This is a genomic window from Vibrio aphrogenes, from assembly GCF_002157735.2.
Taxonomy (GTDB): Bacteria; Pseudomonadota; Gammaproteobacteria; order Enterobacterales; family Vibrionaceae; genus Vibrio; species Vibrio aphrogenes.
The window spans coordinates 450,425-472,097 of record NZ_AP018689.1; the positions used below are offsets into that span (position 1 = coordinate 450,425).

The 21,673-nt window shown below is 41.9% G+C and carries 14 protein-coding genes; 7 read left to right on the forward strand and 7 right to left on the reverse strand.

Features of this window, described 5'->3' with window-relative positions; genetic code table 11:
* Positions 1–11: 11 nt before the first annotated feature.
* Positions 12–1,481: a glutamate synthase subunit beta gene (locus VCA1004_RS02175; RefSeq protein WP_086982211.1), complete on the reverse strand. Its 1,470-nt coding sequence runs from the start codon at positions 1,479–1,481 to the stop codon at positions 12–14.
* Entirely contained in the window at positions 1,474–6,018 is a 4,545-nt protein-coding gene (gltB, locus tag VCA1004_RS02180) for a glutamate synthase large subunit (RefSeq protein WP_086982212.1), read from the reverse strand. Before gltB ends, VCA1004_RS02175 begins: the two co-directional genes overlap by 8 nt.
* Before the next feature lie 679 nt (positions 6,019–6,697).
* Between gltB and arcB the strand changes: the two genes are divergently transcribed.
* Positions 6,698–9,109, forward strand: coding sequence for an aerobic respiration two-component sensor histidine kinase ArcB (gene arcB, locus VCA1004_RS02185; protein ID WP_086982213.1), 2,412 nt, complete (start codon positions 6,698–6,700; stop codon positions 9,107–9,109).
* 79 nt (positions 9,110–9,188) lie between these two features.
* Here arcB and arcA read toward each other — a convergent pair whose 3' ends face one another.
* The 3 genes from arcA to VCA1004_RS02200 form a co-directional block, all read right to left on the reverse strand.
* A complete protein-coding gene (gene arcA / locus VCA1004_RS02190) occupies positions 9,189–9,905 on the reverse strand; it encodes a two-component system response regulator ArcA (protein WP_086982214.1) in 717 nt (238 codons plus the stop codon).
* Between the two features lie 907 nt (positions 9,906–10,812).
* Complete coding sequence (locus VCA1004_RS02195; RefSeq protein WP_086981067.1) at positions 10,813–11,658, reverse strand: IS3 family transposase; 846 nt, start codon at positions 11,656–11,658, stop codon at positions 10,813–10,815.
* Positions 11,655–12,164: a helix-turn-helix domain-containing protein gene (locus VCA1004_RS02200; protein WP_086981789.1), complete on the reverse strand. Its 510-nt coding sequence runs from the start codon at positions 12,162–12,164 to the stop codon at positions 11,655–11,657. Before VCA1004_RS02200 ends, VCA1004_RS02195 begins: the two co-directional genes overlap by 4 nt.
* A gap of 100 nt (positions 12,165–12,264) precedes the next feature.
* Between VCA1004_RS02200 and thrA the strand changes: the two genes are divergently transcribed.
* From thrA to thrC, 3 genes are read left to right on the forward strand one after another with little or no spacing between them, the layout of a single operon-like run.
* Positions 12,265–14,724, forward strand: a complete 2,460-nt coding sequence (gene thrA, locus VCA1004_RS02205; protein ID WP_086982216.1) for a bifunctional aspartate kinase/homoserine dehydrogenase I — start codon at positions 12,265–12,267, stop codon at positions 14,722–14,724.
* 1 nt (position 14,725) lies between these two features.
* A complete protein-coding gene (thrB, locus tag VCA1004_RS02210; protein WP_086982217.1) occupies positions 14,726–15,709 on the forward strand; it encodes a homoserine kinase in 984 nt (327 codons plus the stop codon).
* A complete protein-coding gene (thrC, locus tag VCA1004_RS02215) occupies positions 15,706–16,995 on the forward strand; it encodes a threonine synthase (RefSeq protein WP_086982218.1) in 1,290 nt (429 codons plus the stop codon). The genes thrB and thrC overlap by 4 nt, the downstream gene beginning before the upstream one ends.
* A gap of 164 nt (positions 16,996–17,159) precedes the next feature.
* Here the strand turns inward: thrC and grcA are convergent, their stop codons facing one another.
* Positions 17,160–17,537, reverse strand: a complete 378-nt coding sequence (gene grcA, locus VCA1004_RS02220) for an autonomous glycyl radical cofactor GrcA (protein ID WP_086982219.1) — start codon at positions 17,535–17,537, stop codon at positions 17,160–17,162.
* Between the two features lie 329 nt (positions 17,538–17,866).
* Here grcA and ung point away from each other — a divergent pair, with 329 nt between their 5' ends.
* Both ung and VCA1004_RS02230 read left to right on the forward strand, forming a co-directional pair.
* Positions 17,867–18,562, forward strand: a complete 696-nt coding sequence (ung, locus tag VCA1004_RS02225; protein WP_086982220.1) for a uracil-DNA glycosylase — start codon at positions 17,867–17,869, stop codon at positions 18,560–18,562.
* 115 nt (positions 18,563–18,677) lie between these two features.
* A complete protein-coding gene (locus VCA1004_RS02230) occupies positions 18,678–19,208 on the forward strand; it encodes a hemerythrin domain-containing protein (protein WP_086982221.1) in 531 nt (176 codons plus the stop codon).
* Between the two features lie 69 nt (positions 19,209–19,277).
* On the opposite strand, the gene VCA1004_RS02235 is transcribed toward VCA1004_RS02230, so the two are convergent.
* Positions 19,278–19,463: a DUF3545 family protein gene (locus VCA1004_RS02235; RefSeq protein ID WP_086982222.1), complete on the reverse strand. Its 186-nt coding sequence runs from the start codon at positions 19,461–19,463 to the stop codon at positions 19,278–19,280.
* Positions 19,464–20,161: 698 nt separating this feature from the next.
* Here VCA1004_RS02235 and VCA1004_RS02240 point away from each other — a divergent pair.
* Complete coding sequence (locus VCA1004_RS02240) at positions 20,162–21,589, forward strand: alanine/glycine:cation symporter family protein (protein ID WP_086982223.1); 1,428 nt, start codon at positions 20,162–20,164, stop codon at positions 21,587–21,589.
* Positions 21,590–21,673 lie beyond the last annotated feature (84 nt).

The window sequence follows — 21,673 nt, forward strand, 5'->3', positions numbered from 1 at the left end:
AATCGCAGTTATTAGGCTGATTTCATTAATGAATCTGCACGAGCTTCTAAATGACTATTACCCATAAGATAAGCGTCGATCTCGCGAGCACATTCACGCCCTTCATTAATACAACGTACGACCAGTGATTGACCTGTGCGCATATCACCCGCGGCAAAGACTCCTTTTTGGTTCGTTGCATAGCCATTGGTGGCGACATTTCCACGCTCATCTAGCTTAATGTCCAATTGAGCCAATACCCCAGTTGGTTCTGGGTGTAAGAAGCCCATGGCTAAGAAGGCTTTAGTACAAGGAATCACGCGTTCAGAGCCTTCGACTTCTTTAAAGCCTGGGCGCTCACCGGGTTTGGCTTCATCCCAAACGATGTCAGCAATACGCAATTCTTTTACATGGCCATTTTCATCACCAATGAATTCCTTGGTTAAAATGTTCCAATGACGCTCACAACCTTCTTCATGAGAAGTGGTGGTTTTCATGATCATTGGGTATTGCGGCCAAGGTTGATTTGCTGGGCGTTTTTCTGGCGGGATTGGCATGATCTCGACTTGAGTAATACTCGCTGCACCATGACGGTTAGAAGTACCGACGCAGTCAGAACCTGTATCTCCTCCGCCAATTACGACAACATGATCATCTTTTGCATGAATTTCTTCACCTTTCAGATCCATGTTGTTGGCACGACGGTTGTTTTGACCTAAAAACTCCATCGCAAAATGGACGCCTTTCAGCTCACGACCAGGAATAGGTAAATCACGCGGTACGGTTGAGCCGCCGGTTAATAAAACCACATCAAACTCTTGGCGTAATTGCTGAGCATTAATGTTAACCCCAATATGTGCGTTAACCTCAAATTTCACACCCGCCTCTGCCATCAGATCCAGTTTACGATCGATAACTTCCATGCTGAGTTTGAAATCTGGGATCCCAAAGCGCAATAAGCCACCAATTTTCTCATCACGTTCAAACACAGTGACAGAGTGGCCTGCGGCATTCAGTTGCTCGGCCGCTGCAAGCCCAGCGGGGCCTGAACCGACTATCGCAATTGACTTACCAGTACGTATACGAGGTTTACGCGGTTTGGCATAACCCTCTTTATAAGCACGTTCAACAATGTTCTTTTCAATGTTACAGATGGTAATCGGATCTTGGTTGATACCGAGTACACAGGCTGTTTCACAAGGAGCCGGACAAACTCGGCCAGTAAACTCCGGGAAGTTGTTAGTACTGCTTAAAATGTGCCAAGCTTCTTCCCAGCTATCACGGTATACCGCATCATTAAACTCAGGAATAATGTTGCCGATTGGGCAACCGCTATGACAAAACGGCACCCCACAGTCCATGCAACGAGAGGCCTGAGTGTTAATTTTACTGCCAAACTCTTGGTCTAAAACGAACTCTTTGTTGTCTTGTATGCGAACCGCCGGGTCGACTTTTTTCGGTAGTTCACGTCCATGCTCTAAAAATCCAGTAGGCTTACCCATTTACGGCCTCCAACTCTTCCTTGTTTGCGGCTTGTTTACGTTTTTGCAATACCGCTTTGTAATCACGAGGCATCACTTTTGCCAAGCGAGAGAGGTTATTGTCAAAATCAGCTAAGAATGCCTGCGCAACGGTACTTCCTGTGTACTCAACGTGCTTAGTGAGCATCTCTTTGATAAAGGTTTTATCTTCAGCTTCAATTGGATCGACATCAACCAACTCTGGGTTTAATTTCGTATTGAAATCCCCTTCTTTATCCCAGACATACGCCACACCGCCACTCATACCTGCGGCAAAGTTGCGGCCAGTTGAACCAAGGATAATCGCCGAGCCTCCAGTCATGTATTCACAACCGTGATCACCGACACCTTCCACTACCACGTGTGCACCTGAGTTACGTACACAGAAACGCTCACCCGCCATACCGCGAATAAAGGATTCGCCAGAGGTTGCGCCGTAGAAACAGACGTTACCGACAACAATGTTATCTTCGGCGACAACGGTTGCACGACGGTCAGGATAAAGCACTAAGGTGCCCCCTGATAGGCCTTTACCCCAATAGTCGTTGGCATCGCCTTCTACTTCAAACTTCACGCCTTTTGCTAAGAATGCGCCGAATGATTGACCAGCAGAACCAGTGAATTTCACATTCATTGGTTTTGGTAAGCCTTGGTCTTTGTACACTTTCGAAATTTCGTTCGACAGCATAGTACCGGTACTACGATCGGTATTGATGATAGGGAAGAGCGCTTCAACCGCTTCGCCTTTGGTTAGGGCAGGTTGTGCGACTTCAATCAATTTGCGATCGAGGACTTGTTCTAAACCATGGTTTTGAGGTTTTTGGTTATAAACGCCATCTTCAGCACGTGGCTCTTGAATATAAAGCACAGGGCTAAGGTCAAGATTTTTGTATTTCCAATGTTGGATATCGTCACGAACTTTCAGTTTTTGTGATTGGCCGACCATTTCTTGGATGGTGCGGAAACCAAGCTCTGCCATGATTTCACGTAAACCTTCTGCCATGTATTGGAAGAAGGTAACAACATCATCTACGCGGCCATCAAAACGTTCACGTAAGGTTTTGTTTTGTGTGGCAATACCGACAGGGCAAGTATTTTTGTGACACTTACGCATCATGATACAGCCTTCAACTACTAACGCTGCGGTTGCCACGCCCCATTCTTCTGCGCCAAGTAGTGTCGCAATCGCTAGGTCACGCGGCGTTTTCATTTGGCCATCAGATTGCACGACGATGCGGTTACGCAAGCCGTTTTTCAGTAGCGTTTGATGTGTTTCGGCTAGGCCCAATTCCCATGGTAAACCTGTGTGGCGAATCGATGACATCGGTGATGCACCTGTACCACCATCAAAGCCTGCAATTAAAACTACATCTGCTTTGGCTTTCGCTACACCAGAGGCAATAGTACCAACACCAGCTTCCGATACCAGCTTAACGTTCACGCGGCTGTCACGGTTAGCATTTTTCAGATCGTAGATCAGCTGAGCCAAATCCTCGATTGAGTAAATATCGTGGTGTGGTGGTGGAGAAATGAGACCGACTCCAGGAGTTGAGTGACGGGTTGCCCCGATCCAATCATCGACTTTATCACCTGGTAGCTGGCCACCTTCACCTGGTTTTGCCCCTTGAGCCATTTTGATTTGTAGCTCATCAGCGTTAGTCAGGTAGTAAGAGGTTACCCCGAAACGGCCAGATGCAACCTGTTTGATTGCAGAGCGTTCCCAGTCGCCATTGGCTTTCTTCTCAAAGCGAATTGGGTCTTCACCGCCTTCACCTGAGTTCGATTTTGCGCCAATACGGTTCATGGCAACAGCCAGTGTGGAGTGCGCTTCGTAGGAGATAGAACCAAAACTCATGGCTCCGGTAGCAAAGCGTTTGAGGATGCTTTCAATTGACTCGACTTCATCTAGCGGGATAGAACCGGCAGGATTTTTGATGAAATCTAATTGGCTGCGTAATGTCGCTGCGTTATCACCTTGATCATCCACCGTTTTCGCATATTGCTTAAACTGTGAGTAATCTTTATTACGAGTTGATTGTTGCAAGAGAGAGATGGTTTCAGGGTTAAACAAGTGTTTTTCACCACGTTGTTTCCACTGGTAAACCCCACCCACATCCAGCATTTGAATTGGGATTTCACGCGTTGGGTAGCCAACACGGTGACGGATCAACACTTCACGAGCGATATCATCGATGGTTAAACCTTGAATACGTGAAACAGTACCGGTGAAGTATTTATCTACCACCGATTTACTGATCCCTAGCGCTTCAAAAATTTGCGCACCATGGTATGACTGTAAAGTTGAGATGCCCATCTTAGAGAAGATCTTCAATAGACCAGCATTGATGCCTTTACGGTAATTGTTGAAGTATTGCTCGGTTGAAATTTCAGGATCGAGTTTTTTCTTCTTCTGAAGATCCACGATCGTTTCTGTCACCAAGTATGGGTTAACCGCATTGGCACCATAGCCAACTAAAGTGGCAAAGTGGTGTGTTTCGCGGGCATCACCGGTTTCGATTACGATGTCACACTTGGCACGTAAGCCTTTACGGATAAGGTGATGGTGAACCGCACCTACAGCTAACATCGCAGGAATTGCTGCGTGGTTAGAGTTGGTTGCACGGTCTGTCAGTAGAATGATCGAATAACCGTCGATCACTGCATCTTCTGCGTACTGACAAATACGTTTCAGTGCACGTTCTAGTTTGCCCGGCTCTTCAGTGGCACGGAATACGATATCCAGTGTTTTGGCTTGCAAGTGTTCGTTATCAATCGCACGTAATTTCTCAAGCTCATCGTTAGAGAGAACGGGCGACTCAAGCTCAACTTTTCGGCAGTGCTCTGGGGTTTCAGTTAACAGGTTATGGTCACGACCTAAGTAGGTGTTAAGTGACATCACCATACGCTCACGGATCGGGTCGATCGGTGGGTTAGTGACCTGAGCAAATAACTGCTTAAAGTAATGAGACAGGTGTTGTGATTGGTGTGATAACACCGCAAGAGGCCAGTCGGCACCCATGGACATCAAGGGTTCATAGCCTGTTTCCGCCAGAACATGGATGATGTCATTCACTTCTTCGCTAGTAATCCCAAATGCTTGTTGGTGTTGTAGCAGTTTCGCCGCCGAAGGCTGGTGGTGCATGTTATCTGCATCTGGCAGTGTTTTGAGTGTTAATAGATTGTCTTGTACCCATTGCTCATAAGGTTTGGCTTTTGCGATGGTATCTTTGACTTCTTCATCAGAAATGATGCGACCTTGTTCAAGGTCGGCAACAAAGATACGACCTGGTTGTAAGCGACCGCGGTATTCGATGTTTTCTGGTGCAATTTCTACCGCACCTGATTCTGATGCCATAACTAAGAAATTATCTTTAGTTACCGTATAGCGAGATGGACGTAACCCATTACGGTCCAGTGTTGCCCCTACTTGAACACCATCAGTGAAACAAACAGAAGCCGGGCCATCCCAAGGTTCCATGATATTGGCATGGTATTGGTAGAAGGCACGACGCGCTGGATCCATATTTTTATTTTCTTGCCAAGCTTCAGGGATTAACATCATTAAAGCGTGTGGCAAGCTACGGCCAGATAGAACAAGTAGCTCTAATGCCATATCGAAGTTTGATGAATCTGAACCGTTCTCTGAACAAATCGGCAATAGCATGTCGATTTCAGCTTTGGTGAAGAGATCCGATTCTAAAATAGCTTCGCGTGCTTTCATCCAGTTGAGGTTACCGCGAACCGTATTGATCTCACCATTGTGAGCGATGTAACGGAAAGGTTGAGCTAAACGCCAACGAGGGAACGTATTGGTTGAAAAGCGAGAGTGAACCAAGGCTAACGCGGTCACCATGGTTGGATTTTGCAGATCTAAGAAATACTGAGGAACCTGATCTGTAGTTAGCTGGCCTTTGTAGACTAGCGTTTTATACGAAAGTGAGTTGATGTAGAAATCGTCACCAATGTTGGAAACTGACTCTAAACAGACTCGAACGGTATAGTTACGTAATACGTACAGTTTACGTTCAAGTTCTTCTGGCTCTGTACTTGGGCCACCAGAAATGAAAACATGCTCAAACTGAGGTTCTGTGCTCAGTGGATCTTCGCCAATCATAGAGTTGTCGACGGGGAGAACACGGTAACCTAAGATCTCAAGATCAAGGCGTTTGGCATTACGTTCAAGAATATCGCGGCATTGTTGGCGCTTGTGTTCATCTTTAGGGAAAAGAACCACACCAACACCGTATTTTTCAAAAGAAGGTAACTTGATACTAAGTTTAACTGCTTCTTCTAATAGAAATTCGTGAGGTTTTTGTAGCAGAATACCCGCACCATCACCACTACAGGGGTCACAACCTTGACCACCTCGGTGTTCCATTCGGGCTAGCATATCGAGTGCTTGAGTAACTACCGCGTGGGATTTACGGTTTTTTAAGTGAGCAACAAAACCGATTCCACAGGCATCATGCTCCAGCTCGGGAGTGTACAATCCTTGTGTACTGTGCTCTCTACTTACCATAGGTACATCCTTCCAAGTTAAATAGCAGCTATTGATTCGCTTCAATGCGTTTCGTTATAGCCGCTTTGTCCTTTTATTTACTTATAATCTTCAGCTTACGTCGACATTGCTCGGTCTAGTAAGTGCGATTCCTTTCAACCATTCGCAGAAAAGTATTTGCGAAAAAAGCGGTTCCTTAGTTCCTTTTATATCCGTTTCAACACATAATTAGTGTTTTATGCTGTTTTAAAAGGAAGTGCTAGCGATTTACTCCTGAGTTTTGGCGTGATTCCTATCACGAAAACACAGAATCGTTCACCCATCCTACATTTTTGTACTATGTAATTCCAACGAAAGTTAAATAAATTTGTTTATTTTTTTCACATATTTTGCATATTAAAAGAACAAAATGTCGATGATGTTGAATTTTATGCATTTTAAGTGAATGTTTATTTGTTTTTGTTAATGCGATGTTAGGGTGAATCATTGAGCGAGTCGTGTACCTTAATTGTCACGCCTCATGTTGATGCTAAGTGAAAGTAAGGGGAAATAACTCAAGGCTTTTTAGTGTTTTGAATGATATAAAAGGGTGGTTTAAGCAATAGGATTATCATGGTTTTAGTTAACCAGTCATCGCTTTGGTTTTATCTTTTCATTACCTCATTTATCAAATTAACTAGCTGTCTGAGCGGAATGTATCATGAAATTAATAAAAAAATTGGCTCAATATTATGTCGATCTGCTTGTGAAGTTAGGCATGGTTCGTTTTTCCATGTTGCTGGCACTGGCTTTCGTTTGTTTTTCAGTGCTCTTACAAGCCGTTGTCAGCATGATCTGGCTGGGCGAAGTAGAAAATATTGTCATTATTCGTTCTATTTTCTTCGGGATCTTAATCACCCCTTGGGCGGTGTATTTTCTAACAGTGGTTGTGGATCAATTAGAAGAGTCACGCCAGCGGCTGAGCAAAATGGTGGAAAAGCTCAAAAATATGCGTCAGCGCGATCATGAGCTGAATTTAGAACTGCAACAAAATATCCATAAATTAAATCAGCAAATCGCCGAAAGGGTCAAAGCGGAAGCAGCGCGTCTTGAAATGATGCAAGACTTAAAAAATGAAGTTTATCAAAGAGAGAAAACCCAAGTGGAGCTAGCGGAAAGAACGGCTTTGCTGCGCTCTTTTTTAGATTCCTCTCCAGATCTTATTTATTACCGAAATACCGAAGGGGTGTTTTCTGGTTGTAATAAGGCTTTTGAAGAGCTGACCGGGTTAACCGAAAATGAGTTGGTGGGGCTATCTATTTATGATGTGTATAAAGACATCCATACGCTCCACCAAATCGAAATCACAGATAAAGAAGTTTTTGATTCTAACCGAGAATTGGCTTACGACATTTGGTTAGAGTACCCCAATGGTGAAAAAGCCTACTTTGAATTTAGGAAGTTGCCATTTTACAACAAGTCGAAACAGTTGCTTGGTTTGGTAGGGTTTGGACGAAATATTACCGACCGTAAGGCTTATCAAGATGCGTTAGTGAAAGCGAGCCAAGATAAAACCACCTTTATTTCGACGATCAGTCACGAACTTCGTACGCCATTAAATGGGATTGTCGGTTTAAGTCGTATTTTGCTGGACTCTAAGTTGGATCAAGAGCAACGCCAATATATGCAAACCATTAATATCAGCGCGATCACATTGGGCCATATTTTTAATGATGTGATCGATTTAGATAAGTTAGATCGTACACAATTGGAGTTATTACCAACGGATACGGATTTTCAAAGTTTTATCAGCGATATTGAAACAATCTCTGGATTAATGGCCGAGCAAAAAGGATTAAGTTTTGAATTAGACCGGTTAACGGAATTACCGACAGCGATTTCAGTCGATGCGACCCGTTTACGTCAAGTGCTGTGGAACTTACTGAATAATGCCATGAAGTTTACGAAAGAAGGTGGTGTGACCGTCAATGTCAGCGCAGATTTTGATGATCAATTTGCCGATATTATTTTTGAAATTGAAGACACTGGTATCGGTATTCCAGAATCTGAAATCGATAATATTTTTGGTATGTATTATCAAGTGAAATCCGGTAAAGATAATTTGCATGCAGTTGGGACGGGCATTGGTTTGGCGGTTTCGAAAGAATTTGCTCGCCGTATGGGCGGTGATATCACGGTGACAAGTGAGCTAGGCTTTGGTTGTACTTTTACGGTTTCTATTCATGTTCCGATTGCGCATCTTCCTGATGTTACTGACAAAGTAAAAACACAAAAAAGCTTACGTATTTTTATGGTGGAAGACATCGCCTTAAACATTACGGTGGCTCGTTCGGTATTAGAAAACTTAGGGCATACGGTTGAGATCGCCATGTCAGGAGAAGAAGCATTAGAGAAGTTTGCACCTGAGCAGTTTGATTTGGTGTTTCTTGATATTCAATTACCCGATATGACAGGTTTTGATATCGCTCAACAGCTGAGAAAGCAATACACTGATTTACCACCACTGGTGGCTTTGACAGCAAATTTATTGAAAAATAAGCAAGAATATATTGATAAAGGAATGGATGACGCAATAAGTAAGCCATTGTCGGTGAAAGATATTTATCAGGTGATTAATAAGTTTTCGCCAAGTTTACCATCCAGAGATGCGGTCAGTTCTCAATTGATTGTCGAGGAGAAGAAAGAGTCTGAACCTGTGTCTGAGTGTCAAAATAGTACGAACCAACCCCAACAGCTCACACCATCAGATGAGATCATCGATCAAGATATGCTCTTGATGTATTTAGAGATTGTTGGCACACAAGCGGTATTAGACAGTGTCGCGATGTTTGAGCGAGCTATGCCGGAATATATGACGTTATTGAATCAGTATTTACAAGATAAAGATGACGACAACCTTGTGTCTGAGGCGCATAAAATTAAAGGGGCGGCAGGCTCGGTGGGGCTGCAAAGGATACAAGCTTTAGCCCAATTGGCTCAAACGCCAGAGTCACCACAATGGCGTGAGAAAGTGGCTTCTTGGGTGGCAAGTATCGAGCGTTATTATCAACAAGATATTGAATTATTAAAGCAATGGATTCAACAACAAAAGATGAGTAAAAAGTCGCAATAGCAAGAAATAAAAAAGCCTCATTGTGAGTGCAATGAGGCTTGAGCATTATGCAAGAGTAAGACGCTGCAATGGCAAGGTCTTATTCGGCTAGATCACCACAAAAGCGGTAGCCTTCACCATGGATCGTAGCAATGATTTCAGGGGTGTCTGCAACGGATTCAAAATGTTTACGAATACGACGAATTGTCACATCCACAGTACGGTCATGAGGTTTTAGTTCACGTCCGGTCATTTTTTTCAGTAAGTCAGCACGAGTTTGAATCTTGCCTGGGTTTTCACAAAAGTGTAGCAACGCTCGGAACTCTGAACGAGGTAACTTGTAGCTATCACCCATTGGATTGATCAAAGAACGACTGTTAATATCCAGCGTCCAACCATTAAATTCGTATTTTTCTACGACACGTTTTTCTTCTTGTGCATCACCTTGACTCATTGAACGATGCAATAAGTTACGTGCACGAATGGTTAATTCACGTGGGTTAAATGGTTTAGTGATGTAATCATCTGCACCAATTTCTAAACCTAAAATCTTATCGACTTCATTGTCACGTCCAGTTAAGAACATCAGAGCAACATTCGCTTGCTCTCTCAATTCTCGAGCAAGAAGCAAGCCATTTTTGCCTGGTAGATTAATATCCATGATCACTAAGTTAATAGGGTTTTCAGACAGTATTTGGTGCATAGTATCGCCGTCAATGGCTTCAAAAACTGTATATCCTTCTGCTTCAAAAATAGTCTTCAGCGTATTGCGTGTGACTTGTTCATCTTCAACGATAAGAATTTGTGGGGTATGCATAGGAGTACCTAAATCATGACTTTAAATAATTTATAAATCTTGGAAAAAAATATTATGTTATTAAAAACTTCATTATGAACAATATAGTCAATGAATCATTATTAGGCATTAATGAGGTTGATTAATTAAGCCTGGAAATATTGAAAAAGCTTGGCTAATGTTTTGTCCACTTATGATATTGAGTCTACCGTCTTAACAGCTTGCTAACAATATGTGTCTATGAGCTATTATCAAGTTTGTTGATTTGCATCAATCAGTTCTATAAATGGATGTTTAAAAAGACCAAGTTTACGCTAACGTGCATATAACAAATTTGATCTTTTGCGGTTATGTTAAGGATGATGAGAGTATTTTTATGCATCATGCATGATCTGAATTAGGTGGTGTTTGGAGTTAGCCTTAAATTGATTTGGGGTTAACGCATTAAGAGGCAGTCTTTTTACATGCACATACAGCTTCTTATAAAGATGAATAGCAACTGAGTTGATTCTCGTGTGATAATTCCTGTATAGAACAAAAGTTTCTTACAGGGGATAATGGCTAATTAAATTATAGCTCTATCTTGATGTGTTGATTTTTTTAATTTTTTATTTTGAATCTCCCTTTTTTTTTAGAAGGTTGTTCAAGTTAGTTTTCATTCTGTAGTTGATAATTTTTATGACCTTTATCGCTATATTGGAACGAATTAGGAATAAATCGAACTTTTGATTGACTCTTGACAGTTAAGTCGGTAAATCTAAGGGCAGTTACTAAGAAAAGTTAAGAAATATGATGTTTATCAATAGCACTGCGATTATGACCACCATTATTACCGACACCATGTATGTTGGGGCAGGCTGGTAAGCGAAAGTTTTCAAAAAAAGGCCTGTATCCCACTGAAGTGACCCCTTAAAGTTGGACATTTCTGTTATGCGGCTTCTAAGGCCTGATTTCGGTATTCTACCGGAGTTAGGCCTTTTAATTTCACCTTAATCCGATCGTTATTGTAATAATCAATATATTCATCAATGCATGCCATAAGTTGCTCAGCACTGTCAAAGTGGTAACCATGGTACATTTCTGTTTTTAAAAGTGCGAAGAAGTTTTCAGCCACAGCATTATCAAGACAGTTTCCTTTTCTCGACATACTCTGATTTATTCTTTTCTCTTTTAGCTTGTTACGATAATCACGGTGTTGGTATTGCCACCCTTGGTCACTATGTAAAGTTAACGAGGACGCTTGACTTAACTTACTCGTCGCTTTCTCTAGCATCTCGGTCACGAGATGTAATTTAGGTGAGCTCGCTACAGTATGACTAACGACTTCTTGATTAAATAAATCGATGATAGGAGATAAATAGACTTTTTCACCTGCCACTTTAAATTCCGTCACATCGGTCACCCATTTTTCATTTGGTTTCGTCGATTTAAAGTCTCGCTTCAGAATATTCGGGGCAATACGCCCAATCGCACCTTTATAAGAACGATATTTCTTCGGTCTTACGGTCGATTTTAGCCCTAGTTTTGCCATTAAGCGCTGAACCGTTTTATGATTTAAGTAGATGCCTTCTCTACGTAAAGCATAATGAATGCGTCGATAACCATATCGACCTTTATGCTTATGAAATATTCTTTCAATACTCGCTATCTCATTCGCGTAAGGCTCGGGAGTGCTCAACACTTGGCATTGGTAGTAATACACACTCTTGGGCAATCCAATGGATTGCAATAAATGCTGGATTTTGTGTTGGTGTTTTAGAGCTTGAACAGTCAACGCTTTTTCTTTGCTGCTTGACGTTTTAACTTGTCCAGCTCCTCTAACTTTTTTAGAACAGCATTCTCCGCTCTCAAATAAGCCAGTTCCTCTCTGAGTTCATCAAGTGACATGTCTTCATCAGGTTTAGTCGGACGCTTATTTGATTGAGTTTTCATAGATGGTCTGCCTTTAGGTCGGGAATGTAAGCCTTGGAATCCCGACTGATTATAAAGCTTTAACCAAACAGAAATAGTCCCGTTAGAAGAAAAATTGAATTCAGCACTCGCTTGGCTTATAGACCAGTTATTTTCCCACATTGATTTTAATACCGAGAATTTAAAATCTGCGGAATTTTCATAATCAAGAGGTAAAAATGAAGATGAACCATGGATCCTGTAAACAGAAGTCCAATAACGAATTTGGTTCGCAGGAATAGATAACTCTTTTGCAAGAGATGTCGATGATTCGCCATCAAGGCAACGCTGAGCAATGCACAGCTTTAATTCTCTGATGTACTTAGACATAAAATAACCCCCAATGTTGGTGTCCAACTATTGGGGGTCAGTTCACACCAGATACAGGCCTTTTTTTATGCCAATTTAGAAGTAAAATTTGGAGGAAGGGATGCGAGTACTGAAGTTTGGAGGGTCATCACTGGCCGATGCTGATCGCTTTTTAAGAGCGGCCGATATTATTATCAACAATGCTCAGCAACAAGAAGTTGCCGTGGTGTTATCAGCACCAGGAAAAACGACCAATAAATTGGTGGCGGTGATTGAAAGTACGCTCAAAAATGGCGAGGCCGAGTTACTCATTAATGAGCTTGAACAATCATTTTATGACCTATTTGCCCACATCAAGTTACAGGTGCCTGAATTAGAAAGTACGGCATTTGATCATCAAGTAAACACCTCGATCAAGAAATTACGACAATACGTTCATGGCATGGCTTTATTAGGAATGTGTCCTGATCATGTGAATGCTCGTATTATCAGTAAAGGCGAACGCATCTCGATTCAATTAATGAAAGCGGTGGTAGAAGCCAAAGGTAAGCCGGTCAATTTGATTGATCCTGTTTCTTATCTATTAGCTAAAGGCGATCATTTGGAAGCCATGGTGGATGTGGATATTTCTACCGTTAATTTTCAACAATATCCGTTGCCACAAGGTCACATTAATATCATGCCAGGCTTCACTGCAGGGAATGCAAAAGGTGAATTGGTGACGCTTGGGCGCAATGGCTCGGATTATTCTGCTGCCGTATTAGCCGCGTGTTTACGTGCTGACTGTTGTGAAATTTGGACGGATGTCGATGGCGTATATAACTGCGATCCTCGTTTAGTTGAAGATGCCAGATTGCTTAAATCTTTGAGTTATCAAGAAGCCATGGAATTATCTTATTTTGGCGCTTCTGTCCTCCATCCTAAAACCATTGCTCCTATCGCTCAATTTCAAATCCCTTGTCTCATCAAAAATAGTTTTAATCCTCAAGGTGCCGGTACTTTAATCGGCCAAGATACCGGTGAAGATAATCTTGCAATCAAAGGCATTACGACATTAAGCCAATTAACCATGGTGAACGTATCAGGCCCAGGTATGAAAGGCATGGTGGGGATGGCGAGCCGTGTGTTTGGCGCTATGTCGACCTCTGGGGTATCGATTGTATTGATCACGCAATCGTCTTCGGAATACAGCATCAGTTTTTGTATTGAATCACAAGATAAATTTAAAGCGGAGTTGGCCTTACAAGATGCCTTCGAATTAGAGCTTAAAGATGGGTTGTTAGATCCGATCGAGTTTACAGATGATGTGGCGATCGTGACATTAGTTGGCGATAAAATGCGCACTTCTCGTGGCGTTGCGGCGCAGTTCTTTGCCTCTCTTGCTGAAGTGAATGTCAATGTTGTTGCCATTGCTCAAGGCTCTTCTGAGCGTGCCATTTCTGCGGTGATTCCTGAAGACCGAGTGTCGGTGGCCATCAAGGCTTGCCATGAAAATCTCTTTAATTCTAAACACTTCCTTGATGTATTTGTCGTCGGTATCGGTGGTGTTGGTGGTGAGCTGGTGGATCAATTTCAACGTCAACAAGCGAAATTGGCCGAAAAAGGTATCGTGATTCGAGTATGTGGCCTGGCGAATTCCAAAGGCTTATTGCTCGACAGTGAAGGTTTACCTTTGGAAAACTGGCGCGATCGTATGTCTCACGCTACCGAAGAATTTAGCTTGGCTCGTATGATTGCTTTGGTACAACGCAACCACATTATCAACCCAGTGTTGGTCGATTGTACCTCCAGTGAAGCTATTGCTAACCAATATACTGATTTCTTGGCTGCCGGCTTCCATGTGGTGACACCAAATAAGAAAGCCAACACGGCGAGCATGAGCTATTACCATCAGTTACGAGAAATCGCCCGTAGTACTCGTCGTAAATTGATGTATGAAACAACGGTAGGTGCAGGCTTGCCAGTGATTGAAAACTTACAGAATTTGATTTCAGCAGGGGACGAATTAGAGAAGTTTAACGGCATTTTATCGGGTTCATTATCGTATATTTTCGGTAAATTAGATGAAGGCATGAGTCTTAGCCAAGCCACCAATATTGCCAAAGAGAACGGTTTTACAGAGCCGGATCCTCGTGATGATTTATCTGGCATGGACGTAGCGCGTAAGTTATTAATTCTTGCTCGTGAAGCCGGGATGGAATTAGAGCTAGATGATGTGGTGGTTGAACAAGCCTTACCACCGGGCTTTGATGATTCAGGCAGCGTTGAAGAATTCATGGCACGTTTGCCAGAAGCAGATGCTTACTTTGCGGCTTTATCTAAACAAGCGGCTGAAGAAGGAAAAGTGCTGCGTTATGTAGGCAGTATCGATGAAGGCCAATGTAAGGTGAAAATGATCGCGGTCGATGAAAATGATCCGATGTTTAAAATCAAAGATGGCGAAAATGCTTTGGCGTTCTACAGTCGTTATTACCAGCCAATCCCATTGGTTTTACGTGGTTATGGCGCGGGTACTCAAGTGACCGCCGCTGGGGTGTTTTCGGATGTGATGCGTACTTTAGGTTGGAAATTAGGAGTTTAATATGTCTTTATCTCAATCAAATCAACCTCAAAGTGTTGCTGTCTATGCACCGGCCTCAATTGGCAACGTGAGTGTTGGGTTTGATGTCTTAGGTGCGGCGGTGTCACCAATAGATGGTAGTTTATTGGGTGACCGAGTGTTGGTGGCATCAGGAGTAACCCCGTTTGAGTTAAAAACAGCGGGCCGCTTTGTTTCGAAACTGCCCGCCGATCCTAAAGACAATATTGTCTATGATTGTTGGGTGGTTTTTGCGCGCGAGCTAGAAAAGAAAAATATTCCGTTACTGCCACTGGAAATGACGCTTGAGAAAAATATGCCGATTGGCTCTGGCTTAGGTTCAAGCGCTTGTTCGATTGTTGCCGCACTGGACGCCTTAAATCGTTTTCATGGTGAACCATTAAATGAAATGGCATTATTGGCCTTAATGGGGGAAATGGAAGGCAATATTTCTGGTGGAATTCACTATGACAATGTCGCACCATGCTATCTCGGTGGCTTGCAATTAATGTTGGAAGAACTCGGCATTATCAGTCAAGAAGTGCCTTGCTTTGATGAATGGTATTGGGTCATGGCCTATCCGGGAATTAAAGTTTCGACCGCAGAAGCGCGTGCTATTTTGCCATCACAATATCGTCGTCAAGACATCATTGCGCATGGTCGTCATTTAGGTGGTTTTATTCATGCGTGTCATTCAGCTCAGCCTGAATTAGCGGCAAAACTCATTAAAGATGTGATTGCTGAACCTTATCGTGAAAAGCTATTGCCAGGCTTTGCTGAAGCGCGTAAATACGCCATGTCAGCCGGAGCTCTTGCGTGTGGTATCTCAGGTTCAGGGCCTACCTTATTTACTATTTGCAGTAAAAAAGAGGTCGCAGAGCGAGTCGCATGCTGGTTAAATGAACATTACATACAAAATGAAGAAGGTTTCGTACATATTTGTCGTTTAGACAAGGAAGGTTCGAGAGTAACAGGAAGTGAATTATGAAGCTGTACAATATCAAAGAAAACGATCAACAAGTCTCTTTTGGTCAAGCGGTGCGCCAAGGATTAGGGCGTAATCAAGGGCTCTTTTTTCCATCAGAATTACCTCAATTTGATGATATCGATGCATTGCTTGCAGAAGATTTTGTGAGCCGCAGTAGTAAGATTTTATCGGCGTTAATTGGCGATGAACTGTCGGCAGAGCAAGTCAATCAATTAGTCGCAGCGGCCTTTCAGTTTCCAGCCCCGATTAAATCAGTGAAAGATGACGTGTATGCCTTAGAGCTTTTCCATGGCCCTACTTTGGCATTTAAAGATTTCGGTGGTCGTTTTATGGCGCAATCTTTAGCGGCGGTGACCAGCGATAAAAACGAAAAAATTACCATTTTAACCGCTACCTCTGGTGATACTGGCGCTGCAGTGGCTCACGCTTTTTATGGCCTAGAAAATATCAATGTGGTGATCTTGTACCCGAAAGGGAAAATTAGCCCATTACAGGAAAAACTATTCTGTACGTTAGGTGGCAACATTCATACTGTTGCGATTGATGGTGATTTCGATGCTTGCCAAGCGCTCGTGAAACAAGCTTTTGATGACCAAACACTACGTGAAGAAATCGGCTTGAACTCAGCGAACTCGATTAATATCAGCCGTCTCATGGCGCAGATCTGTTATTACTTTGAAGCGGCAGCACAGATGAGTAAAGCTGAACGTGAAAACTTAGTGGTGTCTGTGCCAAGTGGAAATTTTGGTAACCTAACCGCAGGTCTCTTAGCTAAAGCGTTAGGTTTGCCTATCAAACGCTTTATTGCTGCGACCAATGCCAACGATACGGTGCCACGTTACCTAGAAACAGGGAAATGGGATCCAAAACCCACAGTTGCGACTACCTCTAATGCGATGGATGTCAGTCAACCTAATAACTGGCCACGTATTGAAGAACTGTGCCGCATCAAAGGTTGGGGATTAGATACTCTAGGTAAGGGCATGGTCACCGATGATCAAAGTGCTGCCTCTGTCGTTGAGCTGAATGAGTTAGGTTACTTATGTGAACCTCATGGCGCGATTGCTTATCGGCTTTTAAATGAGCAACTACAGCCAGGTGAAACCGGATTATTCTTATGTACAGCACATCCAGCGAAATTTAAAGAAGTCGTCGATGAGATTTTAGGTTCTGATATTGATGTTCCAGGGCCATTGGCGAAGCACGGTGCGATGGAGTTATTGTCTGAAGATTTAGCGGCTGATTTTGATTTGCTGAAAGCGGTTTTAAGAAAGGTACAGAGATAGAGCATAAGATCTAGGTTGATAGTTCCTAGTTCCTAGGGAAAGTGTCAAACATTGAATTAGCATGCTGTTATTTATAAAAGCGGCTATTAATAAAAAAGGTGCCGTTGAGAGGCACCTTTTTTGCTTTCTAGAGACTAGGAACTATAAGCCTAGCCACTTGAAAATTACATAGACTCAGTAAACGTACGAGCGATAACGTCGCGTTGTTGTTCTGCTGTTAGAGAGTTGAAACGTACAGCGTAACCAGACACACGAATTGTTAATTGTGGGTAGTTTTCTGGGTGTGCAACTGCATCTTCTAAAGTTTCACGAGAAAGTACGTTTACGTTTAGGTGTTGGCCACCTTCAACGCGTGGAGCGGTTTCAATTTTCACTTCACGGTACTCGATGTCGCCTAGAGAGTCTACAGCAACAACTTGATCTGCTTCAAAACCAGCTTCTGCAGCAACACAACGAGCTTCATTTTTTTCGCTATCTAGTAACCAGATAGAGTTTAGTAGGTCATCGTTTGCAGCTTTAGTAATTTGGATACCTTGGATCATGCCCATCTCCTTTCCACGTTAGTGGGGTTAATATGATGTTGTATTCGAACGAATCGATGTCGCCATTATATACAAAATAACCCTATAATCAATATTGATTTAGGTCAATAAATTACAAAAATTAGTTTCCATTCCTGGTGTGTTTTCTTGCTTTAAATCAAGAAAAGCATAAGAAATAAGGGTTTGCTGGCATTTTTTAAAGAATCAAAAATAGTTGAAATATGGGAGTTGTAGTAATTTTACAACTAAAAAAGAGGTTTCTTAGCATTTTTTATTCTATACAGGAGAGTATAGAATGTCGGGAAAACACCAATTTGATAGGAATTATTATGTTGATCTGGGAAGACATTATCGCCAAAGAGCAACAACAGGCTTATTTTAAATCATTGCAACAATTTGTTGAGAATGAACGAGCACAAGGTAAAAATATTTACCCTCCTCAAGAGTGGGTTTTTTCTGCTTTTGAACAGACGCCATTTGAACAAGTCAAAGTCGTGATTCTTGGTCAAGATCCTTATCATGGGCCACATCAAGCTCATGGTTTGTCATTTTCTGTGCAACCGGGCATTAAAACCCCGCCATCGCTCAAGAATATGTACAAAGAGTTAGCACAAGATATTGATGACTTTGTTATCCCCAAGCATGGTCATTTAGTCTCTTGGGCTCAACAAGGTGTTTTGTTGCTTAATACCGTATTAACGGTTGAACAAGGTAAGGCACATTCTCATGCTAAAGCTGGGTGGGAACGTTTTACTGATCAGGTGATTTCCGAATTGAATCATCATCATAGTGGGTTGATTTTTTTATTGTGGGGCGCTCATGCTCAGAAAAAAGGTGCCGGAATAGACACCACTAAGCATCATGTGCTGCATGCACCCCATCCATCACCATTATCGGCCCATCGTGGCTTTTTTGGCTGTCAGCACTTTTCACAAACCAATCAGTTATTGAAACAACAGCAAAAGCAACCAATCGATTGGACTTCAGTATGTTTGGATATGAATGAACAAATAGCTTTATTGTGATTTTAATTTTTTATTGAGTATGCACTATACTTGATCGGTGAATATTTGACCATGGACAAAAACGCAAGTGAGATGTGGACTTATAGTAATCACTCTAACTTGAGTAGGAGGGGTCATGATTGGAGATATAATCAGCCGTGAACATAGCTACATGGTGCGCTTATTAGTGATATTAGATCAAAAACTGAATAGTTTGAAACAAGGAGAAGTGGTTAACTATTTAATTATTAATGATATTATTTCTTACCTACAACGTCATTCAGAGTTGACACACCACCCTAAAGAGGATCTTATTTATCAGTATTTCCTCGATCATTATGGTCAAGAAGCCAGTATTGCTAATTTATCTTTAGAGCATAAAAAGTTAGGTAAGACAACAGAAGAGTTTGCGGATTTACTGGCAATGGTGCTACAAGATGCTGTTGTACCTCATGAAGTGTTTACCGAGTACCTTGCGAATTTCATTCATCAACAGAAGAAACATTTGGACTTTGAAGAGCGAGAAATTTTGCCAGCATTAAAACAACGTTTTACGGAGAAAGATTGGCAGCAAGTTGAAATATTGTGGGGAAATGAAGATGTTGATCCATTGTTTGGTCAAAATATTGAACAAGAATATCAACGCTTATCGAAATACCTAAAGTAAAGAGAACTCAGAAAGATTTCTAAAGCATTCAGGCACAATAGTTTGTGCCTGAATTAAATAATACAGAGATTAGAAATCAATGTCTTCTAGCTTATATTCACCGAGGTAATCCAGCTCTTTTAATTCCTTTTGTAGCTGACGTTTATCTTGGATTGCCTCTATCTCTCGCCACCGTCTTTTAGTGGGCTTTGTTTTATTTGAGCGATAAAGGTTAGGTTCCATTTCCATGATGTTATCTAATTGAAAACTTTCCATTTGAGATCCCTCTTGGTTAGGTCTGCTGAATCCTATGCAGGACTTATTGATACCACATGTCTTAGGAGATTAACCATGACGTGTTTCTCATTTGTTTCTAAAAAATGAATCTTTTATTTCATTCTGCAGATGACATCATTCTTTTGTTTTTGATTGATCTTTAAGCAATATTGAAAAATATCAGGTTTTTTTACTGCTACGAATAAGTAGTGAGAAGGTTACATTTTTGGTGGGATTTTTTTTGAGTTTATTGATTTTATCAATAAGAAGTGACGTAGTGAGATTATAAGTTAATCCAGCGTACTCAAGTTTAGTTTGAAACCTTGCCGGCTCTTACCTGTCGTTAGTTCACACTTTTATAACAATTGAGGTCTTTTAGGCTTTTGTCACGGTATTTAAGAAGCATAAACTTAGGGTTTGATGTTAAAAAAAAGCATAAATTTTCCTAAAAAATCGCTGCAATTAGGCTAAAAATGCATAACTGCGAATTAAATTTCATATTGATTTTTATGCTTGAGGCCTGCATTATCCTGCCGGATATATAAATGCCGTACCCAATCAAAAGTACAAGCAAGGCATTTTAACAGCGTCATCATCGTTCAAATTATACTAAAATTAATCAATTCAATTGGCGATATTGACAGAGGGAGCTCGTGTCATTACGAGGGTAAATTAATCATAATTTAGGTGAGGTTTGCGTGACGGATCTAATCGCGTTATTAAATGATCTTCTTTGGGGATCGATCTTGGTCTATTTATTAGTGGGAGTAGGGATCTACTTTACGCTACGTTTAGGCTTTATACAGTTCCGCCATTTTACTCATACGTTTTCAGTCTTAAAAAATAGCCGTAAAGCGGATGAATCGGGGATATCTTCATTCCAAGCATTTTGTACGAGCTTAGCGGCTCGCGTCGGCACCGGTAATATGGCTGGTGTGGCGGTTGCATTGACGGTTGGTGGTCCAGGTGCCATTTTCTGGATGTGGCTTATTGCTATGATGGGTATGGCAACTGCATTTGCGGAAAGTACGCTAGCACAGCTATACAAAACGAAAGGCAGTGATGGTAACTACATTGGTGGCCCAGCCTACTACATGGAAAAAGGCTTAGGAATGCGTTGGATGGGGGTTCTATTCTCTGTCTTTCTTATCATTGCCTTTGGTCTAGTGTTTAATGCGGTACAGTCCAACTCTATTGCAGATGCTATGTATACGGCATTTAACTGGAATAAAACCATTGTTGGTGGTGTACTGGTTGTATTGTCTGGCTTTGTTATCTTTGGTGGTATTCGTAAGATTGCTCGCACCGCCGAAGTGTTAGTGCCTATTATGGCTATCTTCTATTTGTTACTTGCAGTGATTGTCATTGCAATGAACCTAGAAAAAGTTCCTGGTGCTTTAGCGCTGATCTTTAAGAGTGCGTTTGGTTTGCAAGAAGCGGCTGCCGGTGGTGTTGGTTATGCTGTGATGAATGCGATTAAAACTGGTGTAGCTCGTGGTTTGTTCTCGAACGAAGCAGGTATGGGTTCTGCGCCTAATGCGGCAGCAGCGGCAACACCATATCCACCACACCCGGCATCACAAGGTTATGTGCAAATGCTTGGTGTGTTTGTTGATACAATCGTAATTTGTACTGCAACCGTTTCGATCATTTTGCTTTCTGGTGAATACGTACCACATGGCGAAGTGACTGGCATCATCTTGACGCAAAATGCATTAAGTTCTCAAGTGGGTGAGTGGGGTAAAACCTTCGTTGCCATCGCGATCTTCTTCTTTGCATTTACCTCGATCATTGCTAACTACTCTTATGCTGAAGGTAATATTCTCTTCATCTTTAAGAAGGCTCGTCACGCAAAAAACATTTTCCGTGTTATCGTGTTAGCCATGGTAATGTTTGGCTCGATGGCAACACTGCCAACAGTATGGTCTTTAGCGGATGCCTCAATGGGCTTAATGGCGATTGTTAACTTAGTGGCGATTTTATTGCTCTCAGGCATCGTGATAAAACTAGCGAAAGATTACAACAAGCAATTGGATGAAGGTAAATTACCAACATTCCATGCTGAAGATTTCCCTGAATTACACTCTCAAATTGAAGAAGGTGTTTGGGGTAAAAAAGAAGATTAATTGTTGCAAGCAATTACACTGATTGAAAAAGCCATGCAGAGATGTATGGCTTTTTTGTTATACTGGCGATAAGTTACTTCAGAA